This is a genomic window from Marinococcus tarijensis, from assembly GCF_054971385.1.
Genome location: NZ_JBQOJA010000004.1, coordinates 68,473 through 87,402 on the forward strand (window position 1 = coordinate 68,473; position 18,930 = coordinate 87,402).

The following is an 18,930-nucleotide window of genomic DNA, read 5'->3' on the forward strand; positions in this document are numbered from 1 at the left end:
CCATGACTGAAAATACCTCTATTATCGAGCTGTCGTTCTGGCAGATTCTTGCTGCCTACGTATTTATCGTTCTTCTGCTCGCCATTGTACGCTGGCGGAAAATCCCACGGGAAAAAGAAATACTCATTTCTTCGCTCCGCATGACGTTTCAGCTGCTGTTAATGGGCTACGTGCTTATGTTTTTATTTGAAAACCCGAGCCCATGGCTCACGTCGCTGATTGTCCTTTTCATGCTCGGATTTGCGATCTGGAATATTTTCCAGCGTGTCCGCGGGCCGCTGACCCGGGAAATGAAGCGGGCGATTGCTGTATCGATGAGCGTCGGCACCATCCTGAGCCTGCTGTATTTCAACTTCGTAGTCATTCAGTTTGCTCCGTGGTTTAACCCCCGCTATTTTATCCCGATTGCAGGCATGATTATCGGCAATTCCATGACTGGCATTACCCTTGGGGTCCAGACGCTGACAGAGCACCTGCACAGCCAGCGCTCCCGGGTGGAGGCAGCACTTATGCTCGGTGCGACACCAAACCAGGCTACCCGGAAGCTTGTAAATCAATCCTTCGATGCCGCCATTCTTCCCACGATTAACAATATGGTCGGCGCAGGAATCGTGTTTCTGCCCGGGATGATGACCGGACAGATTATTTCCGGCGTTAACCCTGTGACAGCAATCGGCTACCAGATTGCTATTCTTCTCGGCATTACCGGAGCTGTCGCCCTCAGCGTTATTTTATTTACACAGCTCGGCTACAAGACGTATTTCAATGAACGTATGCAGCTGAAGGATCAGCAGTAAAGCTGTTTGTTTGAAAGGTTTCACTTTTTTTCCATTTGTCCGATATGAATAAAAGAAGGTATTCGTTTACATATTAGGGGAGTGGATGAACGTGAAGGAAAAATTATTACAGCCGAATCTTCGAAAAAAACTACTCATATGGTTTTTAGTGATCGGTCTGCTTCCGGCTGCGGCTGTCGCTTTTTTTGTCTTTCAGGAAAGCAGCAGTGTCGTAGTGGCTGAAGAAGAAGAAAAACTGACCATGACTTCTGAAACCGCGGCAGAGGAGATGGACCGATGGCTCGTCAAACGGCTTGATGAAATTGTATTCGCTGCGGGAACGCAGGATATGAGCAGCGGCGATACCGATACCCGCCTCAGCCTGATGAATCAAATTATCGACCGCGATGAAACGTTTGAAACCGTCGTATTTACCGGGCCGGATGGCATTGTGGAAGCGCACACCACCGAAGAAAATATCGGGGAACTCGATCTCGGCGACAGAGACTACTTTAAGAATGGGATGAGCGGCGAGACTACGATCTCCGACGTCCTTAACTCCAATGCTACCGGCAACCGCATTGTAGTCGTGGCTTCTCCGGTGACCGACTCTAATGGTGAGAGTGCCGGCGTCATGTCTGCATCTGTTAATTTTGATGCTTTAATGGATCGTTATACAGGCAGCGGAAAGGAAAACAGTGCTGTACCTATTCTCGTGGATAATCAAAACGTCATCCAGCTTCATCCGCAGGAAGAACTTATCGGTCAGCCGGTCGGCCAGGCTGATATCAGCGGTGAATGGCAGGCACTGCTTGCCCAGGATCAGGAGGAAGCATCCTCCACAAAGATAAAAAATGGCGGTGAACAATTACTCGTCTCTTCTTCCCCGGTTCAGGAAGCAGGCTATAAAATTTTCTTTCTGACGCCCATGGAGGAGGTCCTCGCAGCAACAAACGCCCTCAAGTGGACAGTGCTTACGATTATCGGCGTGGCAGCTCTGCTCATTATTGGCGCTGCCGTTCTGATCGCGGGCCGTATTACAAAGCCTATCCGTTTAATTACCGACCGGGTGAAGCAGGTAGCCTCAGGCTCGGAGCAGCAGTCTGTAAGCATTAAAGAAAGTGCCGGGGCCATGGAGGAAGTCTCCAAAGGCGTCCAGGAAGTAGCAGGTGGCACGACCTCCATTTCCGAGCATGCGGCTTCGACGACAGAAAAAGCGAACGGCGGCCTCGTTACGGTGAGTGACGCCCTGGAAAAAATGCGCTCCATTCATGCCTCCGTCGAACGCTCCAATGAAGTAAACCAGACGCTGAGTGCCCGCTCCCGGGAAATTGAAAATATTTTAAATGTCATCACTGCCATTTCAGAGCAGACCAATCTGCTTGCCTTAAACGCTGCTATTGAAGCGGCCAGGGCTGGAGAGCACGGCAAAGGGTTTGCCGTCGTCGCCGAAGAGGTACGAAAGCTTGCCGAGCAGTCCCGGGATTCTTCGTCTCAGATTGCTTCAATCATTACAACGATTCAGACGGAAATCCAGGATTCTGCCGTTTCCATGGAGCAGGTCACCGGCGAGGTTCAGGACGGTCTGCAGATGACCGAGCAGGCAAAGGCTGCTTTTCAGGAAATTTCGGATTATACGAACGAAGTCAGCGTGCGCCTCGAAAGTGTGGCAACTACTTCGGAGCAAATGGCAGCAAGCTCTCAGGAAATCACTGCTTCCTTTGACGAAATCTCGGCGATATCTGAACACAATGCCGGCACCTCCCAAAGTGTAGCCTCAGCCTCGGAAACGCAGCTTCAGGCAGTGGAGGAGATTGACGCTCTCGCGGAAGCGCTGAATATGATGTCCAGGGAGTTGAACACAATCGTTTCCCATTTCAAAACGGAAAACGACCAGTAAACGGCACAAAGATCCCGGCTCGATACGAGAGCCGGGATCTTTTTTTATGAGCTTCCGAAAATCAGCCTTAATGAAACAAAGACAAGACTGATGGCAAGCACCCGCAGAATAATAGCGCCCGGCAGCTTCGCCGCGAGCGCAGAACCAATCTGGCCGCCGACTACAGCCCCAATCGCCAGCCAGAGTACACTTTCCCACTGCACGTGGCCGAAATACGCATGCGCCGCCGTTCCCACTGCAGCTGAAAGCACCATTAAAAACATTGAGGTCGCCGTCGCAATATGGGACGGGAAAGCAAGCAGCATCACCATGGTCGGCACCATGACAGATCCTCCCCCGACACCAAACGACGTTGAAATAACGCCGACAGCCAGCGCAATCGACAGGCCGATCCAGCGATTGTAGGAATACTCATATGTATGGCCGGTAAGGTCTGTAAACGTCCGGCTTGTCGTCGGCCTGCCGGCGCTCCGCTGTTTGTTTTTCGGCCGGAACAGCAGAAACAGGGCCATGCAGAACAAAAAGATGCCAAACGCAGTATAAAACGTATCTGTATCAAAAAACTGGGTCAGCCAAGCACCAAGGACTGCACCCGGCATCATGGCAAGCGCAAAATAGACACCGCTTTTATAATCAATTCGTTTTTGCTTCGAATACGTCCACGTGCTTGAAATGGCAGTAAACAAAAGCACTGCCATCGAGGTGCCGGCAATATCCGAGGCCGGCATCGGAAAGAACAGTGCAAGTATCGGTACGATAATAAACGCTCCGCCGAGGCCGACCAGCGAACCGCAGGCAGCGGCAAAGATGCCCGTGAGCAGCAGTAAAACAGCTTCCATCATTTCCTTGTCCTCTTTTCTTCTATGTAATTCAGCTCCATTTTAGCATGAACAGCCATCAAAAAAAGCCGGCTTATCCAGCCGGCCCGCCCGAACCCCGTCCTACGTTGTTACCGGGGCATCGTTTACCTGTTTCACAAACTCCCGCATAATGGCAGGCAGATCCGGCCATGCGTGCCCGGAAACCAGGTTCTTATCCACATAATCCATTTCATTAATATATTCTGCGCCCATGCTTTCCACTTCCGGCTTGCACGCCTGGTAGGCGGTCAATTTTCTTCCTTTTGCCACCTCTGCGATTGGTGTCAGCACGAGACTTCCATGGCACATAATCGCAATTGGCTTATCCTTTTCAAAGAAATGCTTCACGATTTCAAGCAGATCCTTGTTCATCCGGATGTGCTCCGGTGCTCTTCCTCCCGGGATAATCAGCGCGTCGTAATCAGAGACATTTACGTCTTCAAAAGCGATATTCGCTTCTATGCCGTACCCCGGCTTTTCCGTATACGTTTCCCAGTCCTCAAAGTCGTGAATTACCGTATGCAGCTTTTTGACACTGGCAGCTGCCAGATCCACATGAAATCCTTCCTCCATGCACCGAAAATACGGGTAATACACCTCCAGCGCTTCCACGGCATCACCGGCCACGATCAATACTCTTTTCGCACTCATCGTACACGCTCCTTTTCTGATTGATGGAAAGCTTACTTTTATTTTATACCTCTTTTGATGTAATAGAAATATGTTTTCTGCATAAAAGTTTAAACACGGCCGCAGCTTTCTCTTTTCTGCAGCTCGGTGGCCACAAGCACCGTTTTGGGAACCGTCCTCCGTCCATCGAGCCTTTCAAGCAGAAGATCCACTGCCGTCTCCCCCATCACCTCTGTGTAAACCTTCACGGACGTAAGCGGCGGATAAACAAATTTCGCCACGCTGACGTCATTGACGCTGGCCACACTGATGTCTTCCGGCACTCTGATCTGCGCTTCATGGAGCGCGCGCAGGCATCCGACTGCCATCGTGTCATTGGCCACAAACAGAGCTGTCGGTCTCTTTTCTGCAGTCTCAGCGGCCAGTTCGTTTTTTGTTAATTCGTAACCGTCCTGAACCGTGAACCGGCCGGTTCGTATCCACGGGGACGCCCCGCCGTCTTTTGCATCCATCAGCCGGCGGAAGGTCTCTTCCCTCGGATCCGGAATCGTCGCGGTTTCTGAAGGGTAGGACTCCCGTCCGCCCAGATAGCCGATACGCGTATGACCAAGCTCCCGAAGATATGAAAGAACTTTTTCCGTCACGCGCTGAAAATCGGCAATAACGGAGTCAAACGTCTCTTCATCCGGAGTGGAATCCACAAAGACGAGCTGTGTGCTCACATGCTGCAGACGCTCCGCCTGCGCTGGGCTGAACTTGCCTACGGCAATGACCGGCTCACCTTCGGCCTTTTCCTGATCCAAAAACTCTTCAAGCAGCAGACGCCGGGCCCGGATCCCAAGTTCATCGCAGCGCTTTTCAATGCCAAGGCGGATCGACAGATAATACAGGTCTTCGAGCTCTTCCTGTTCGGTATACCAGTAAACGATAGTAAGGGCCTGAACGGCCTGTTTCCGTTTGGCGTGCTTCGTATAGTTCAGTGCTTCGGCGGTCTGGAAAATACGCTGCTTTGTGCTTTCCGCCACAGAGAGCGTGTCATCGTAGTTCAGCACCCGGGAGACGGTTGCTATCGACACCCCGGCTTCTTTTGCGATATCCTTTATCGTTGCCATGTCATCAGCTTCCTTTTATTTTTCTTTGAGCTCTAAGGGCAGCGCGTGCAAAAACTGGAGGAACCCGCGGCGTCCGGCAGCATCCTGCTTAAAAACGCCTGCGTGATGCAGCACCTCCATAAATTTTTTACCGACAGCCTGTTCGACCTTCTGCCGTACTTCAGCCTTCGGTCGTCCCTTCAGCTTACCGCGAAGCTCTTCAGCCCACGTCTTATGCTGTTCGGGCACAGTATCCCCAAGTCCCGCAGCAAACTCAGTGATCTGATCGAGCTCCCCGAGGAGTCTTGCCGGAAGAACAGCCAGTCCCATGACTTCGATCAGGCCGATGTTTTCTTTTTTGATATGATGCACTTCCTCGTGGGGATGAAACAGGCCGTACGGATGCTGATTGGTCTTCCGGTTGTTGCGCAGCACTATATCCATTTCCCAGGCCGTACCGTTCTTTCTTGCAATCGGTGTTACCGTATTGTGAGGTTCTACGCCGGAGTAAGCTTCTATCTCTAGCTCCGTATCGGTATAATCCTGCCACGTTTTCCTTACAGCTTCTGCAGCCTCAATCACGCCTGTCTGCTCCTCCGAGCGAAGCCGCAGAACGCTCATCGGCCAGTGAACAATTTCCACAGTTAAACCCGGATAATCCGGCACGTCAAAAACGGTTTCCGGCTCTGCCTTTTCCAGGGCAAAGGTATACCTTCCGCCCTGGTAGTGATCATGGGATAAAATTGACCCCCCCACTACCGGAAGATCGGCGTTCGAGCCCATGAAATAATGCGGAAACTGCTCTACAAATCCAAGCAGCCGGGTAAAGGTTTCCCGGTTAATTTTCATATCCCGGTGGTATTCGCTGAGAAGAATGGAATGCTCCGGGTAATAAATATACGGGGAATACTGCAGATACCACATCTCCCCTTCAAGCTCTGTCCGGACCAACCGGTGGTTCGACCGGGCCGGATGGCCGAGCCGCCCCGGGTATCCTTCATTTTCTTTACACAGCACGCATTTCGGGTACGACACCGGCGTACTCTTCTGCTTTTGTGCTTCAATATCACGCGGATCTTTTTCCGGCTTGGACAAATTGATCGTAATATCGACCGTCCCATAGGAGGATGCATACGGGAAATGAACGTTTTTGGCTACCCGGTCCATCTGAATGTAGTTGGAGGACCGGCTCAGCCAGTAAAAATAATCGGTTGCCTCGACCGGGTTCCGGCGATACTTTTCTTCAAAGGTCCGCTGGACGTCAGAAGGCCGGGGAAGGAAAATATTCATGATGTCTGCTTTGGCCTGCTCCCGCCTGTCGAGCAAATCCTCCACGATCCCTGCCTCCACCATGTAGGAGGTGAGCTGCCCGAGCAGTTCCTCAAACGGCTTTGGCCCGCCAGCTGCATTTTCATCAATCGCTTCAAGGTGAAGCTCCCGCAGCAGCTGATTGCGTACATACACCTTGTCCTCTGCATGAATTAATTTATGTTCTTCTGCCCAGTCGACGAGCGACATGACAGCTGAATCCACCTGCATGGCCATAGAACCTCTCCTTTCGCTTACTTCTGCCCGGCCCGTGCCAGCTCCCGGGCTCCCCCGCCGGCGGTAGCTTTGTAGAACGAAGGCTTGAAGCCTGTCTCTTTTTCATAGGCTGCTGCAATCCTTTTCTCCGCCTCTTCGGCCTGGCCATGCTTTACAAGAGCGATCGCACAGCCGCCAAATCCCGCTCCGGTCATCCGGGCGCCAATCACGCCGGGCTGCTTCTGGGCTGCTTCGGCCAGCGTGTCGAGCTCGGGGCCGGTTACCTCATAATCCTCTTTTAACGAGCGGTGTGACTCATTGAGCAGCCGGCCAAACGCTTCATAATTCTCCGCCTTCAGCATGGCTGCTGCCTGCTTCGTGCGGTCGTGCTCGTAAATAACGTGCCGGGCTCTTTTTCGGACTGTTTCATTTTTGACCTCCCGGCTGAGCTGGTTCCAATCCTCCACCGATAGCTCACAAAGGCTCGTAATATTCCGGTGCTGCTGCATTTCTGCCAGTGCTTCTTCACATTCGGCCCGCCGCTCATTATACGCTGAATCTGCAAGCTCTCTGGACTTATTCGTGTTCATAATCAAAATAGTATATTTATCTGTCGGAAGCGGAGCGTATTCATATTCGAGCGTTCCACAGTCAAGCAGCATGGCGTGCCCGTCTTTGCCAAATCCGATCGCAAACTGATCCATAATACCGGTCTGAACGCCGATATACTCGTTTTCCACCCGCTGGGCGTACTGCACAAGGGTTTTGATGGGGAGCCCCCAGCCTTCCCATTCATTCAGCAGTACGGCTGTAGCCAGCTCAATCGACGCTGACGAGGACAGGCCGGCCCCATTTGGGATATTGCCGGAAAAATAAATATCATAGCCGGTTTCACATTGATAGCCCTCCGCTGCCAAAATGGCAAATACCCCTTTCGGATAGTTTGCCCAGCCGTCTTTCTCCTGGAATGAAAGCTCATCCAATGAGAGCGTTATCATTCCATCGTCTAAAAAATTGCCGCTCAACAGCCTCAGCTTTCGGTCACTCCGGCCGGCCGCTGCTGCATATGTGCCGTTTGTAATTGCACACGGGAACACAAATCCCCCGTTATAATCGGTATGCTCGCCAATGACATTGATACGGCCGGGAGCAAAAAACAGCCGTTCCGCCTGGCGGGAAAACTGTTGTTCAAATTCTTTCAATACCGCTGCATCCATGAAATAGCCTCCTTCATTCTTTTTATCAGTATAACGTAAAGCTAAGCTGAAATAAATATTTTACTAAAATTTTTACTTTAAAGTTTTAGATTTTAGCAGCTTCAATGGGGGTAATAGTACTTTTAGCAGGAAGGAGGCGGCCCGGGTGTTTTTTAATAAGTTGTTTGAACGTCTGGTTAATGTGAATACAGCGGTTATTTTTATGATTACTGCCCTTGTGATTGGGGGAAGTTCCTTTGCGATCTATTACATAGAGCCTGAAGAATTCGGCAGCCCGTTCAACGGCTTCTGGTGGGTCATGACTTCTGTCACCACTGTCGGGTTCGGGGATTACGTGCCGGAGACGGTGCCCGGAAAGCTGTACGGCATTTTTTGTACCTGATCGGCATCGGCCTGATTTCTATTGTAATCAGCAAGATTATTGATTTTATATATGTGTACAACCGCAGAAAGGAGCGGGGAAAATTGGATTACAACGGCAAAAATCATATCGTCATTGCTGATTGGAGCAAGCATGCGAAAATCGCGATCCAGGAAATTTTAAATACGGAAAAAAATATTGAAATCATACTTATCGATCAGTATGAAGAAACACCGTATCATCATGACCGCCTGTTTTACGTCCGCGGCAATCCGGCCGAAAAAGAAGTACTCGAGCAGGCAAATATCAGTGAAGCCCGGGCAGTATTTATTTTCCCCAATGAAATCACCATCAGCGGGGAATATATCCACGACCCTTCCTACATCGACGGAAAATCATTATTAATTGCCACCAATATCCAGCGTCACTTTAAAGACATTTATACCATCGTAGAGGTGAAGGAGCGAAATAATATTCATAACTTCACCCATGTGGACGTGGATGAATTTATCGTCAGCTCAGAAATGATCTCACAGCTGGCCGTTCGTTCCGCCTTCAGCCGGGGCACCTCAAGGATCGTGTCTCAGTTGCTCTCAAAGAGGCACGGAGAGGATCTGTATGAAATACCTAAATGCCCCTCGTGGGGAACCTACCGGGAAGCTTATATGGATTTGCTGGAGGAGGGAGCCACCCTTGTATCTGATCACGAAGATTTAAATATTAACCATAAGCTCGACGAACGTATTCCGGAGGACGCACGGCTTTTCGTTATCTGCCACGAAGATACGTACCATAAAATCAGCGGGAAGCAGGCAAAATAAATTTCTTCTGCACTGTTTAACTGGAAATTATCCCCTTATCATTCTTCGGCTGCGTTATAATAGCCGGGTAAACTACTAAACGAAAAGGTGTGACGCATATGAGCTTTAACTGGGGCATCATCGGCACCGGCAATATCGCCGGAAAATTTGCCGAGGCATTAAATGAGGAGCACGGCGGGATTCATTCCGTCTGCTCCCGTACCATGGATAAAGCCAAAGGCTTTGCAGATGATTTTAACATTGGGCAACCGTTTGATTTGCTGGACACATTCCTCGAGGACGAAGCGCTTGATATCGTCTATATCGCCACTCCCCACACGAATCACTATGAGATCGCCAGACAGTGCCTTGAAAATGGGAAGCATGTGTTTTGCGAAAAGGCCATTACCGTTAACAAGCAGCAGCTCGATGAACTGGCGGCGCTTGCTTCTGACCGGGACCTGGTGCTGCTTGAAGCGATGACGCTGTATTATCATCCACTTCACCGTAAGCTGCAGCAAATGCTCGAAGACGGGATAATCGGCAGCGTGCGCTCTATTAACGTCACGTTTGGCACTATTAAAGAGTATGACACCACCAACCGCTTCTTTAACCCGGACCTTGCCGGGGGCGCGATGCTTGATATCGGCGTTTACGCCCTGTCGTTTGCCCGTTTTTTCCTGCAGGAGCAGCCGCAGGAGGTAACAACCATTGGAGAAATGGCCGGGAGCGGCGTCGATGACCAGTCGGGGATCGTTTTAAAAAACAGCCCGGGCCAGATAGCGACAGTCCAGCTTTCCTTCAGTTCCAGGATGCCCAAAAGAGGGATTATTGCCGGTGATAAAGGCTCAATTACTGTCGATAACTTTCCACGGGCCGACGAGGCAGTCATTGAGTATACAAGCGGAGAAAGCGAGCGCGTTACTCAGGGGGAGACGTCAAAAGCCCTGCATTATGAAATCCGGGAAATGGAACGGTCTGTCTCCAGCCGGGACTATGCCTCTATCCTGCAGTACTCCTCTGATGTGATGGCACTCATGGATGAATCCCGGCGGCAGTGGCATTTCCGCTATCCATTCGAATAACCGGAATTTCCCGGGAAATACAAGCAAAGCCTTTATTCCGCATGGAATAAAGGCTTTTTTACTTAACGGGACTGCAGCAGGACATTGTTAATGGCCTCTGCCACCCCGTTTTCATTATTTGTAGATGTAATGATATCAGCGGCTGCCTTGATTTCCGGAATGGCATTTCCCATCGCCACCCCGCACCCTGCTGCCTCTATCATAGATAAATCGTTGCCGTCATCCCCGATGCACATCACTTCCTCCCGGGCAATACCGAGCCGGGCTGCCAGATCCATCACTGCGTTGCCCTTACTTGCTTTTGGATGAAGAAATTCCAGGAAATACGGCGTACTGCGCATAATTTCATTTCTCGCTTTAATTTTTTCCGGCAGTAAAAGCTCTGTTTGGTCAATGTCTTCTTTATCGCCGACAAACATCACCTTCGGCAGGGCCACAGACGGCCCGACCTCTTCAAGCGTGCGCACGCGCAAAGGTGTACTATTCAGATAAGCGTCAAGCACCGTGTATTTATCAATATCCTTTTGCGGTGTGTAAATATGCTTTTCACTAAAGTACTGCATAGCTATGGGGAGCTCCCGGCTCAGATGCTCAAGCTCCATAACGTCTTCATACAGCATATCGAGCTGGCTGACGACCCGGCTTGCGAATGTCTCCTGGACAAGCGCGCCGTTAAATACAGCGATATAGTCCCCCTCCTCCCGAAGTGACAGCTGATCAACATAACGCTGCACACCCGGGAGCGGCCGACCGGTACAAAGTACGATTTTGATGCCGGCTGCTTTCGCTTCGCGGACTGCCTGAATTACCTCCGGCGTCAGTACGTGCTGATCATTCAGCATGGTCCCATCCATATCTACGGCTATTAGTTTGTACATACCAATCCTCCTGCTGTATTTAAATATGCCCTGCCGGTCCCCACAGGAAATGCTCCTCCATATAGGCGAGCAGTTCTTTCTTCCGGTGCTGAAGAGCTCTGCACACCTGCTGGCCCACCGGCACCTGCAGCACCTTTTTTCCACACTGGCTGCATACATCTTTCTCAGCAAACGTATGAAGAACATTTAACGGAAATAACGGCTTTCCGTCGGCTATCAAAAATTGAAAGCGCTGGCCGTGGATCGAGAATAAAACAGTATATCCCTCGAATTCTGCTGCTTTGTGAACGATCACATTTTCTACTTCGGTCACAGCTGTGTTTTTCCGCACCCCGGGCCTCCTTTTTTATTAAACGTCATAAAATTCATGTTTTTTACAGAAAAATATCCGGTCATGCTTTAAGTATAACTTTTTGCATAAAATTGCGCCCGTCTCTTTTAAAAAATCGTTCCCCGGGGAATGAACAGTAAGGAGTCCAAACATCCAAGGAGGCTATACAATGGCATCAGTACAAAACCGGGCTTTTCGGCTTCGGGAGCCGAGAAGCATAGAAAATCTGGAGATGACAGAAGAAGCCATGCCGCAGGTGCAACGGGGAGAGGTGCTTGTCCGGGTGAAAGCTACTTCCTTAAACTACCGTGACCTCGCGATGATCGAAGGCAACTATCCGGGCGAGCTGCGGGAAAATCTCGTGCAGCTGTCGGATGGCGCCGGGGAAATTGTTGAAGCAGGCGAAGACGTGCGCCGCTTCCGTGTCGGAGACCGGGTCGCCGGCAATTTCACACGGGAATGGTTCGGCGGAAAGCGCCCTTCCTATATGGAGCCGTATGGCACTCACAGTAACGGCTGGCTGACGGATTATAAAGTCATCAATCCGGAGGAGCTTGTGCGCCTGCCTGATCATCTTACGTACGAGCAGGGAGCCACGCTTCCATGCGCCGCTGTCACTGCCTGGAACGCTCTGCATGGTCCTTCTCCAACCGGTCCCGGAGATACTGTTCTGACGCTTGGCACCGGTGGCGTTTCCGTGTTCGCCGTACAGCTGGCAAAAATTCTGGGACTTCGCGTTATTTCCACCACCTCAAGCAGCTGGAAAGAGGAAAAGCTCGAGGAGCTCGGCTCTAACAACATCATCAACTACAATGACACCCCGGACTGGGGCAAGCGTGCAGAAGAGCTTTCCAACGGCGGCGTCAACCGTGTTGTTGAAGTGGTTGGTCCTGCTTCGTTTCATCAATCCATTGAAGCAGTCGCCCCTGGCGAAGAAGTAGCTTTAATCGGCGTACTCACCAGAACCGGGGACAAAATCGATTACTACGATCTGTTCGGAAAAGCTTCCACAAGAACAATTGGTGTCGGCAGCCGGGACATGTTTGAATCCATGAACCGCGCCATCGCTGCCCATCAGCTGACGCCGGTCATTGATACGGTCTATCCATTTGAACAGGCCCAGGAGGCCTACCGCCATATGAAGAGCCAAAACTTTTTCGGCAAAATTGTGATTTCCCACGACCAGTAATAAAACAAGCGGAGCGCTTTTGTTACGCGCTCCGCTTAATTTTTCCCAACCCATTCGAAGCAGTAAGGAGAGGATCACGTTGACGAACGTCACCGCCGCTTCCCCGTTTACATTACATAATAAAAATGTGACATTTAAAAACCGCTTCGTTAAATCAGCCATGAGCGAAGGACTCGCTACAAAAGCCCACTTGCCGGGTGCCGCCATTTTCCGGCTGTACCACACCTGGGCCAAAGGAGGAGCGGGGTTACTCATTACCGGGAACGTGATGATAAACCACCAGGCGCTTGGGGAGCCGGGAAACGTCGTGCTTGAGAGCGAAAAGCAGCTTGGCCTGTTCCGCGCCTGGGCCCGTGCCGGCACATATAATGACACCCATTTATGGATGCAGATCAATCACCCGGGCAAACAGGTGCCAAAAGGTGTTGCCCGTGAAGCTGTAGCCCCTTCGGCTGTACCGTTTGAATCAGGGATCCAGCGCTTCTTTCCCGAAGCCCGGGCTTTAACCCATCCAGAGATAGAAACAATCATCCGGCAGTTTGCCCATACCGCCTCTCTGGCCAAACGTGCCGGCTTTACCGGCGTTCAGATTCACGCCGCCCATGGCTACTTGATCAGCCAGTTTCTCTCGCCCCGCCATAATCAGCGGGCCGACGAATGGGGCGGTTCGATTAAAAACCGTTTCCGTTTTTTGCGTAAAATTTTTAAAGCTGTCCGCGAGGCCACGGGACCTGAGTTTCCTGTTGGAGTAAAAATTAACAGTGCGGATTTTATGAAAGCTGGCTTCTCAGAGGAAGAATCCCAGTATGTAATTAAAGAGCTCGAACGCCTTGGAGTGGATATGATTGAAATCTCCGGAGGCACTTACGAACGTCCGGAGTTATTCGGAAAAAATGCTTCTGCCTCTACGCTTCGGCGTGAAGCTTATTTCCTCGAATATGCCGAAAGCCTGAAGCAGACCACAGAGGTTCCGGTAATTTTAACCGGAGGCTTCCGCACCCGCCCGGCGATGGACAGCGCGCTCCAGTCAGGAGCAGCCGATTTCATCGGTCTGGCAAGACCAATGGCTGCGTCCCCGGACTATCCGGCCAGGCTTCTTTCAAAAGCTCCTGTCCCACGGATTGTTCCTGTCAAAACTGGTCTTCCGTTTATTGATAACCTTGGGATTATGGAGCTTGCGTGGTATAACCAGCAGATCTCCCGGCTGAGTAAAGGCCGGAACGCCGCCCCTGGCTTTCCTCCCATTTTATCTTTAGGGCTTCTTCTGATGAAAAATGGTTTAAATGTTATCCGGCAGCGCAGGGGATAAGCTTTACAGCGCCTTTATCAGCCCGCCGTCCACGAGCAGTGTCTGGCCGGTCACGTAGGTATTGGCGAAGGAGCCGTAAAAAACGACCTGTGCCGCAAACTCCTCCGGCTGCCCGTAGCGGCCGAGCGGGATCGCTGCTTCCGACTCCCTGCGCACCTCCTCCGCGCTCTTATTCATCTGGCCGGCTTTTTTTCCATCAATCTCTGCCACACGGTCTGTAGCTATTTTTCCAGGACCCAGGGAATTAATGAGAATGCCGTGCGGGGCAAGCTCCTGGGACAGACTTTTGGCCAGACCCATCAGGCCGGCCCGGAATGTATTCGATAAAATTAAATTATCCAGCGTCTGTTTCATCGAAGAAGACGTAATATTGACAATCCGTCCGCCACCGCTCTCCTTCATTGACGGCAGCACTGCACGTGTTGCACGTACGAAGCTCATCAGGTTTAAGTCAAACGCCTTCTGCCAGTCATCGTCATCAAAGTCATCAAACGTGCCGGCAGGAGGACCGCCGGCGTTATTAACGAGCACATCGACCGGACCGAATGCTTCCACAACGTATTCAACAAGCGCTTTAATTTCTGCCTCTTTTGTAATATCGCACACATAATAATCAACCCGGCCGCGCCCGCTTAGAGCCTGAAGCTCTTTTTCCGCCTCTTTCAGGCTCTCCTCGGAGCGGCCCGTAATCATGATATCAGCGCCTTCTTTGGCAAATGCGGCAGCCGTTGCTTTTCCAAGCCCCCGGCTTGACGCCAGTACAAGTACCGTTTTCCCTGCAAGCTGCAGATCCATATTTTTCTCCCCTTCTTGCTGCGGCCCGGATGCATTCATACTGGCGGCTGCAGCTGTTTCGTTTCTTCCTTTAGTTCTTCGGTGTCAAATTCGTCCTCTACCCTTCGTTTAAGCACATAGCCGAGCACAGCTATCACTACCGCAATCACTCCCAGGATAATCATTTTCATCGGCTCAAAAGAAAGAATACTCGAGCCAAAAAAACCAAGCAGGACAGCCCTCGGTATAGTACCGACCAGGGTTGCACCCAGATACTGCCGCCAGCCTACGTCCAGACGGGCGCTGAGGGACGTTAATAAATCATAATGAAGCACCGGGATGAGCCGGAGCATTAATAAAAATTTGAAGCCGTGCTCCTCTAGCTCTTCCTTGATTTTATCAAGTTCTTCCATGTTTTTATCATCTAAATTTAAATCTGCCGCCTTGCGTCTTTTCGTAAAAAAAGAAATGGAAGCGCCCAGAACGGCTCCAAGAAAAATCAGGAGCGCGCCCAGCCAGTGTCCAAACAAAAAACCGGCAGCTATAGCTACCACGGGCAGAGGGATCAGCAAATACGGCCGGATCACAAATAACAGCAGCAGAACGACCGGTCCTAAAAATCCTATGCTTTCCATCCACCCTTTAACATCGTCAGGATTGAGATACAGGTAAAAGCGGGAAAGCCCCAGAATCAAAATGGCGACACTAACCGTAATCGTGAGCCTCAGAGCATAGTGTTTTAATTTTGCTTTCATAACGCCTTCCTCCTCAATATCTATATTTATTATAACGAAGAAGCGTGATAATACGCTTTATTTTCCCAAAAATTATATCTATAAAAAATATTTTATTTTTAAGGTGTGAGCAAAAAACTTTCCATCTTTTCTCTTTTTAGTTAAGCTGAAGCAGATTTGAGCAATTTCATCTACTTCAATTTCAGCTTAGAAAGGCGGCTTACATATATGAACCAATTAACCGGCTTCAGACGGGCCCGTTTTGTTGTCCTGCTCGGAGCACTTGCAGCACTGATTCCTTTGACTATTGATATGTACCTTCCCGCCCTTCCTGATATTACTGCTTCCTACGAAACCAGTGCCTCTATCGTACAGCTGAGTTTAACGGCCTGTCTGCTCGGGCTCGGCGTTGGCCAGCTTGTCGCCGGGGCCCTCAGTGACGTGTATGGCCGGCGCCGGCCGCTGATTGTCGCACTTATCGTTTATATTGCTGCATCAGCCGCCTGTATTTTTGCGCCGAATATTTTCATTTTGATCGCCGGGCGTTTTATACAGGGCTTTGCTGCGTCAGCCGGACTCGTTATTTCCCGGGCAATCGTCCGGGACGTCAGCAGCGGGGCCGAACTCACGAAGCTGTTTGCCCTGTTGATGCTCGTTAACAACCTTGTGCCGCTGCTCGCCCCTTCTATCGGGAGCGGGGTTCTCCTTTTCACCAGCTGGCCCGGAATCTTTTTAACGCTTTCTATACTAGGTACCATCCTGCTGCTGATTACGGCTTTCCGTTTAGGCGAGACCCTTCCTGCAGACGACCGGGTGGCGAGCAATCTCGGAGCTACCTTCAGCAATTTTCTATCCCTTCTTAAAGACCGGCAGTTTTCGGGGTACGCTTTGTCCCAGGGCTTTATGATCGGTGGTATTTTTGCCTATGTGGCCGGCACTCCGTTTATTTATCAAAATATATACGGCGTGTCCCCTCAGGTGTTCAGTATTTTGTTTGGGTTAAACGGACTCGGCCTTCTGCTGGGAACATTTATGGTCGGCCGCTTTGCCTCAGTTATTCCTGAAAAAACATTTCTTGAATCCGGACTTGTGATGGCGTTTGCCGCCGGTCTTGCTCTGCTTGTGGTCGTTATTTTTGAAGGCCCGCTCTGGGGCATTGTACTGCCTATTCTGTTTTTTGTTACCTCTATCGGCTTTGTCGCTACTTCGTCGTTTTCCCTTGCGATGGAAACCCAGAGTCATATCGCCGGCAGCGCCTCAGCGCTTTTAGGTCTTCTGCCTTTTGTACTCGGCGCCGTAACGGCTCCTATGGTTGGTATTGCGGGCGAAGAGACAGCCGTTCCCATGGGACTCACCATCTTTTTGATGAGTGCGTTAGCTCTCGCAACATACGTATTCATGGCTAAACGAGGCAGACCGACGGAAAAGCCGGCTTGATAATCTAAAAGAATCACGACTTTGGATGTAAAAAAACAGAGGGCATGGTTATGAATTTTTTCAAATACTGCCGTATAAGTCTGTCAGCCTCCTGGGTACATGCTCTCTCTTTTTTTCATTGTTTACAAGCAGTAACTCCTGCTTATTGGCAAAAGATCAAAATTTTCTTACATTTTAAATAGTTCTTTTATACATATCAGGGGGGATTGCATGAACAATTCATATTTACGATGGGGGATTGCCGCCGGCGCTTCTGCCGCTGCTTTCGTACTGCCCGCAGCCAGTGCCGGGGCAGCAGAGGGGGAAAAGGAAGTCACAGTCATCCATGCCAATGACATCCATTCATCCATTGAGGATATGGGAAAGCTTGCTGGCTACATTGATGAGAAGAAAGCAGAATCTGATCACGTCGTGTTTGTCAGCCCCGGAGATATTTTCAGCGGTGACCCTGTAGTTGATCTGCAGGACGGCGCTCCGATGGTCGACTTAATGAACGATGTCGGACTTGAAACGATGACGATCGGCAACCACGAATTCGATTACGGCCAGGAAGTCTTCGCTCAGAATGAATCAGACAGTGATTTCACCTGGATCAGTGCTAATACATCCATTGAAGACAGCTCGATTCCTATTGAAGAACCCGCAGCCTATGATGAAATTAACGTTAACGGCATCGATATCGCGCTTCTTGGACTGACTCAGGCACCACCTGCCACAGCGCCTGATGGCATCGGTGGCCTCAGCTTTGACAATGATTATGCAGGGGTGGCAGAGACATACGAAGGTCTCGGAGAAGATGCAGACCTTTTTCTCGGCCTTACTCACATAGGCTACAGCGAGGATGAGCAGCTCGCAGAGGACGTGGACTTTTTTGATGCCATTATTGGCGGCCATACGCATACCGTCCTTGAAGAGCCGGCCGTTGTGAATGGCACGCCTATTGTCCAGGCAGGCTCAAGCCTCGATTTTATCGGAGAATTGACCTTTACCATTGATGATGAAACCGGAGAAGTAACAAATACTGAAGGGCAGTTGCACGACATCGAAAGCATAGAAGCGGTGAATGAAGATGTTCAGGCGAAGGCGGATGATTATATAGCGGAAGCAGATGAACTGCTGGGAGAAGTCATTGGGGAAACAAATACTGGCCTGTCGAGAGACAGCCGCTATGAGGAAGACGCTCCGCTTGGTAACTTCTGGACTGATTCCATGCGCTACACAACAGATACAGACGTTGCCGTTTATAATAACGGAGGCCTGCGGGCTGGCATCGATCCTGGAGATATTACTGCAAGAGATATTTACTCCATTGAACCATTTGGAAATAATATCGTTGAAATGAATATGACCGGGGAAGCTCTTAAAAATGTAATTGAGCAGTCCTACAACCGCGGGGAGCAGGTGGACCTGCAGACCTCCGGACTGAACTATACCATTTATACGACCGAAGACGGTGCATTTAACGGAGCCGAACTCACTATTGACGGAGAGCCGGTCGAAAGCACGGAAACCTACTCGGTCGCGCTGCCAAACTTCCTCGCGGACGGCGGGGACGGCTATAATTTCGAAGGGGAGATTATCCAGCCTGATGCCGGACTTGTGACCAACAGCATGATCACCTATGCTGAATTCTTAATGGAAACAGAAGGTGCCGTGGATTATGAAACAGAGGGGCGGATCAGCCTTGAAGTCGGAGAACCAGCCGCTGAAGAACCGGAAGCTCCCGTTGAAAATGTCACAAAAGAGTGTATTATCGATGAAGTGCATGAAATGGTGCCAAACGGCAATCCAAACAAAAATGACTCCGGCCTTAACCGCGGCCAGCTGATTTCTGTACTTCAAAAGTATAAAAACGGCAAAGATGTAGAAGTTCCTGCTGCAGCAGAGCCGGCAAAGGAATGCATCGATCAGGCTCAAGCAGAGTAATAATGTAACATCCTTCAGGACTGGGGAAGCCCGGTCCTGATTTTTTCAGTGGTTTACTTTTTCTTTTGATCATGCCTTTTCATAACAGGAAACGCTAATACATCCTGA

Annotated in this window: 18 protein-coding genes; 9 read left to right on the top strand and 9 right to left on the bottom strand. The window is 50.4% G+C overall.

Annotated elements, in window-relative coordinates:
* Nucleotides 1-2 precede the first annotated feature (2 nt).
* Both ACTTK7_RS03395 and ACTTK7_RS03400 read left to right on the top strand, forming a co-directional pair.
* Nucleotides 3-797: an ABC transporter permease gene (locus ACTTK7_RS03395; RefSeq protein ID WP_462865786.1), complete on the top strand. Its 795-nt coding sequence runs from the start codon at nt 3-5 to the stop codon at nt 795-797.
* Between the two features lie 91 nt (nt 798-888).
* Nucleotides 889-2,676: a methyl-accepting chemotaxis protein gene (locus tag ACTTK7_RS03400; protein WP_462865788.1), complete on the top strand. Its 1,788-nt coding sequence runs from the start codon at nt 889-891 to the stop codon at nt 2,674-2,676.
* A 44-nt stretch (nt 2,677-2,720) separates the two neighbouring features.
* Here ACTTK7_RS03400 and ACTTK7_RS03405 read toward each other — a convergent pair whose 3' ends face one another.
* The 5 genes from ACTTK7_RS03405 to ACTTK7_RS03425 form a co-directional block, all read right to left on the bottom strand.
* Nucleotides 2,721-3,518 (bottom strand): sulfite exporter TauE/SafE family protein, encoded by a 798-nt coding sequence (locus ACTTK7_RS03405; RefSeq protein ID WP_462865790.1) that lies wholly within the window; start codon nt 3,516-3,518, stop codon nt 2,721-2,723.
* A gap of 99 nt (nt 3,519-3,617) precedes the next feature.
* Nucleotides 3,618-4,187 (bottom strand): DJ-1/PfpI family protein, encoded by a 570-nt coding sequence (locus tag ACTTK7_RS03410; protein ID WP_322525474.1) that lies wholly within the window; start codon nt 4,185-4,187, stop codon nt 3,618-3,620.
* A gap of 89 nt (nt 4,188-4,276) precedes the next feature.
* Nucleotides 4,277-5,278: a LacI family DNA-binding transcriptional regulator gene (locus tag ACTTK7_RS03415; RefSeq protein WP_462865792.1), complete on the bottom strand. Its 1,002-nt coding sequence runs from the start codon at nt 5,276-5,278 to the stop codon at nt 4,277-4,279.
* A 15-nt stretch (nt 5,279-5,293) separates the two neighbouring features.
* Nucleotides 5,294-6,802 carry a UDP-glucose--hexose-1-phosphate uridylyltransferase gene (locus ACTTK7_RS03420; protein WP_462865794.1) on the bottom strand — a complete coding sequence of 503 codons (1,509 nt, stop codon included), beginning with the start codon at nt 6,800-6,802 and terminating at the stop codon, nt 5,294-5,296.
* A 17-nt stretch (nt 6,803-6,819) separates the two neighbouring features.
* Nucleotides 6,820-7,998, bottom strand: a complete 1,179-nt coding sequence (locus ACTTK7_RS03425; RefSeq protein WP_462865796.1) for a galactokinase — start codon at nt 7,996-7,998, stop codon at nt 6,820-6,822.
* Between the two features lie 145 nt (nt 7,999-8,143).
* On the opposite strand from ACTTK7_RS03425, the gene ACTTK7_RS03430 reads away from it, so the two are divergent.
* The 3 genes from ACTTK7_RS03430 to ACTTK7_RS03440 all read left to right on the top strand — a co-directional run bounded on the left by ACTTK7_RS03430 (nt 8,144) and on the right by ACTTK7_RS03440 (nt 10,244).
* Nucleotides 8,144-8,380 carry an ion channel gene (locus ACTTK7_RS03430; protein WP_462865798.1) on the top strand — a complete coding sequence of 79 codons (237 nt, stop codon included), beginning with the start codon at nt 8,144-8,146 and terminating at the stop codon, nt 8,378-8,380.
* A gap of 83 nt (nt 8,381-8,463) precedes the next feature.
* Nucleotides 8,464-9,180, top strand: a complete 717-nt coding sequence (locus ACTTK7_RS03435; protein ID WP_462865800.1) for an NAD-binding protein — start codon at nt 8,464-8,466, stop codon at nt 9,178-9,180.
* A gap of 98 nt (nt 9,181-9,278) precedes the next feature.
* Nucleotides 9,279-10,244, top strand: a complete 966-nt coding sequence (locus ACTTK7_RS03440; protein WP_462865802.1) for a Gfo/Idh/MocA family protein — start codon at nt 9,279-9,281, stop codon at nt 10,242-10,244.
* Nucleotides 10,245-10,306: 62 nt separating this feature from the next.
* On the opposite strand, the gene yidA is transcribed toward ACTTK7_RS03440, so the two are convergent.
* A complete protein-coding gene (yidA, locus tag ACTTK7_RS03445) occupies nt 10,307-11,122 on the bottom strand; it encodes a sugar-phosphatase (RefSeq protein WP_462865804.1) in 816 nt (271 codons plus the stop codon).
* A 19-nt stretch (nt 11,123-11,141) separates the two neighbouring features.
* A complete protein-coding gene (locus ACTTK7_RS03450; RefSeq protein ID WP_462865806.1) occupies nt 11,142-11,453 on the bottom strand; it encodes a hypothetical protein in 312 nt (103 codons plus the stop codon).
* A 169-nt stretch (nt 11,454-11,622) separates the two neighbouring features.
* On the opposite strand from ACTTK7_RS03450, the gene ACTTK7_RS03455 reads away from it, so the two are divergent.
* Nucleotides 11,623-12,642, top strand: a complete 1,020-nt coding sequence (locus ACTTK7_RS03455; protein WP_462865808.1) for a zinc-dependent alcohol dehydrogenase family protein — start codon at nt 11,623-11,625, stop codon at nt 12,640-12,642.
* Between the two features lie 79 nt (nt 12,643-12,721).
* Nucleotides 12,722-13,951: an NADH:flavin oxidoreductase/NADH oxidase family protein gene (locus ACTTK7_RS03460; protein WP_462865809.1), complete on the top strand. Its 1,230-nt coding sequence runs from the start codon at nt 12,722-12,724 to the stop codon at nt 13,949-13,951.
* Nucleotides 13,952-13,954: 3 nt separating this feature from the next.
* Here the strand turns inward: ACTTK7_RS03460 and ACTTK7_RS03465 are convergent, their stop codons facing one another.
* Both ACTTK7_RS03465 and ACTTK7_RS03470 read right to left on the bottom strand, forming a co-directional pair.
* Nucleotides 13,955-14,746, bottom strand: a complete 792-nt coding sequence (locus ACTTK7_RS03465) for an SDR family oxidoreductase (protein WP_462865811.1) — start codon at nt 14,744-14,746, stop codon at nt 13,955-13,957.
* A gap of 35 nt (nt 14,747-14,781) precedes the next feature.
* Nucleotides 14,782-15,480, bottom strand: coding sequence for a TVP38/TMEM64 family protein (locus tag ACTTK7_RS03470; RefSeq protein WP_462865813.1), 699 nt, complete (start codon nt 15,478-15,480; stop codon nt 14,782-14,784).
* Nucleotides 15,481-15,687: 207 nt separating this feature from the next.
* Here ACTTK7_RS03470 and ACTTK7_RS03475 point away from each other — a divergent pair, with 207 nt between their 5' ends.
* Together ACTTK7_RS03475 and ACTTK7_RS03480 are read left to right on the top strand one after the other, a co-directional pair.
* Nucleotides 15,688-16,896, top strand: coding sequence for a multidrug effflux MFS transporter (locus tag ACTTK7_RS03475; protein ID WP_462865814.1), 1,209 nt, complete (start codon nt 15,688-15,690; stop codon nt 16,894-16,896).
* Nucleotides 16,897-17,106: 210 nt separating this feature from the next.
* Nucleotides 17,107-18,822 carry a bifunctional metallophosphatase/5'-nucleotidase gene (locus ACTTK7_RS03480; protein WP_462865816.1) on the top strand — a complete coding sequence of 572 codons (1,716 nt, stop codon included), beginning with the start codon at nt 17,107-17,109 and terminating at the stop codon, nt 18,820-18,822.
* Nucleotides 18,823-18,930: the final 108 nt, after the last annotated feature.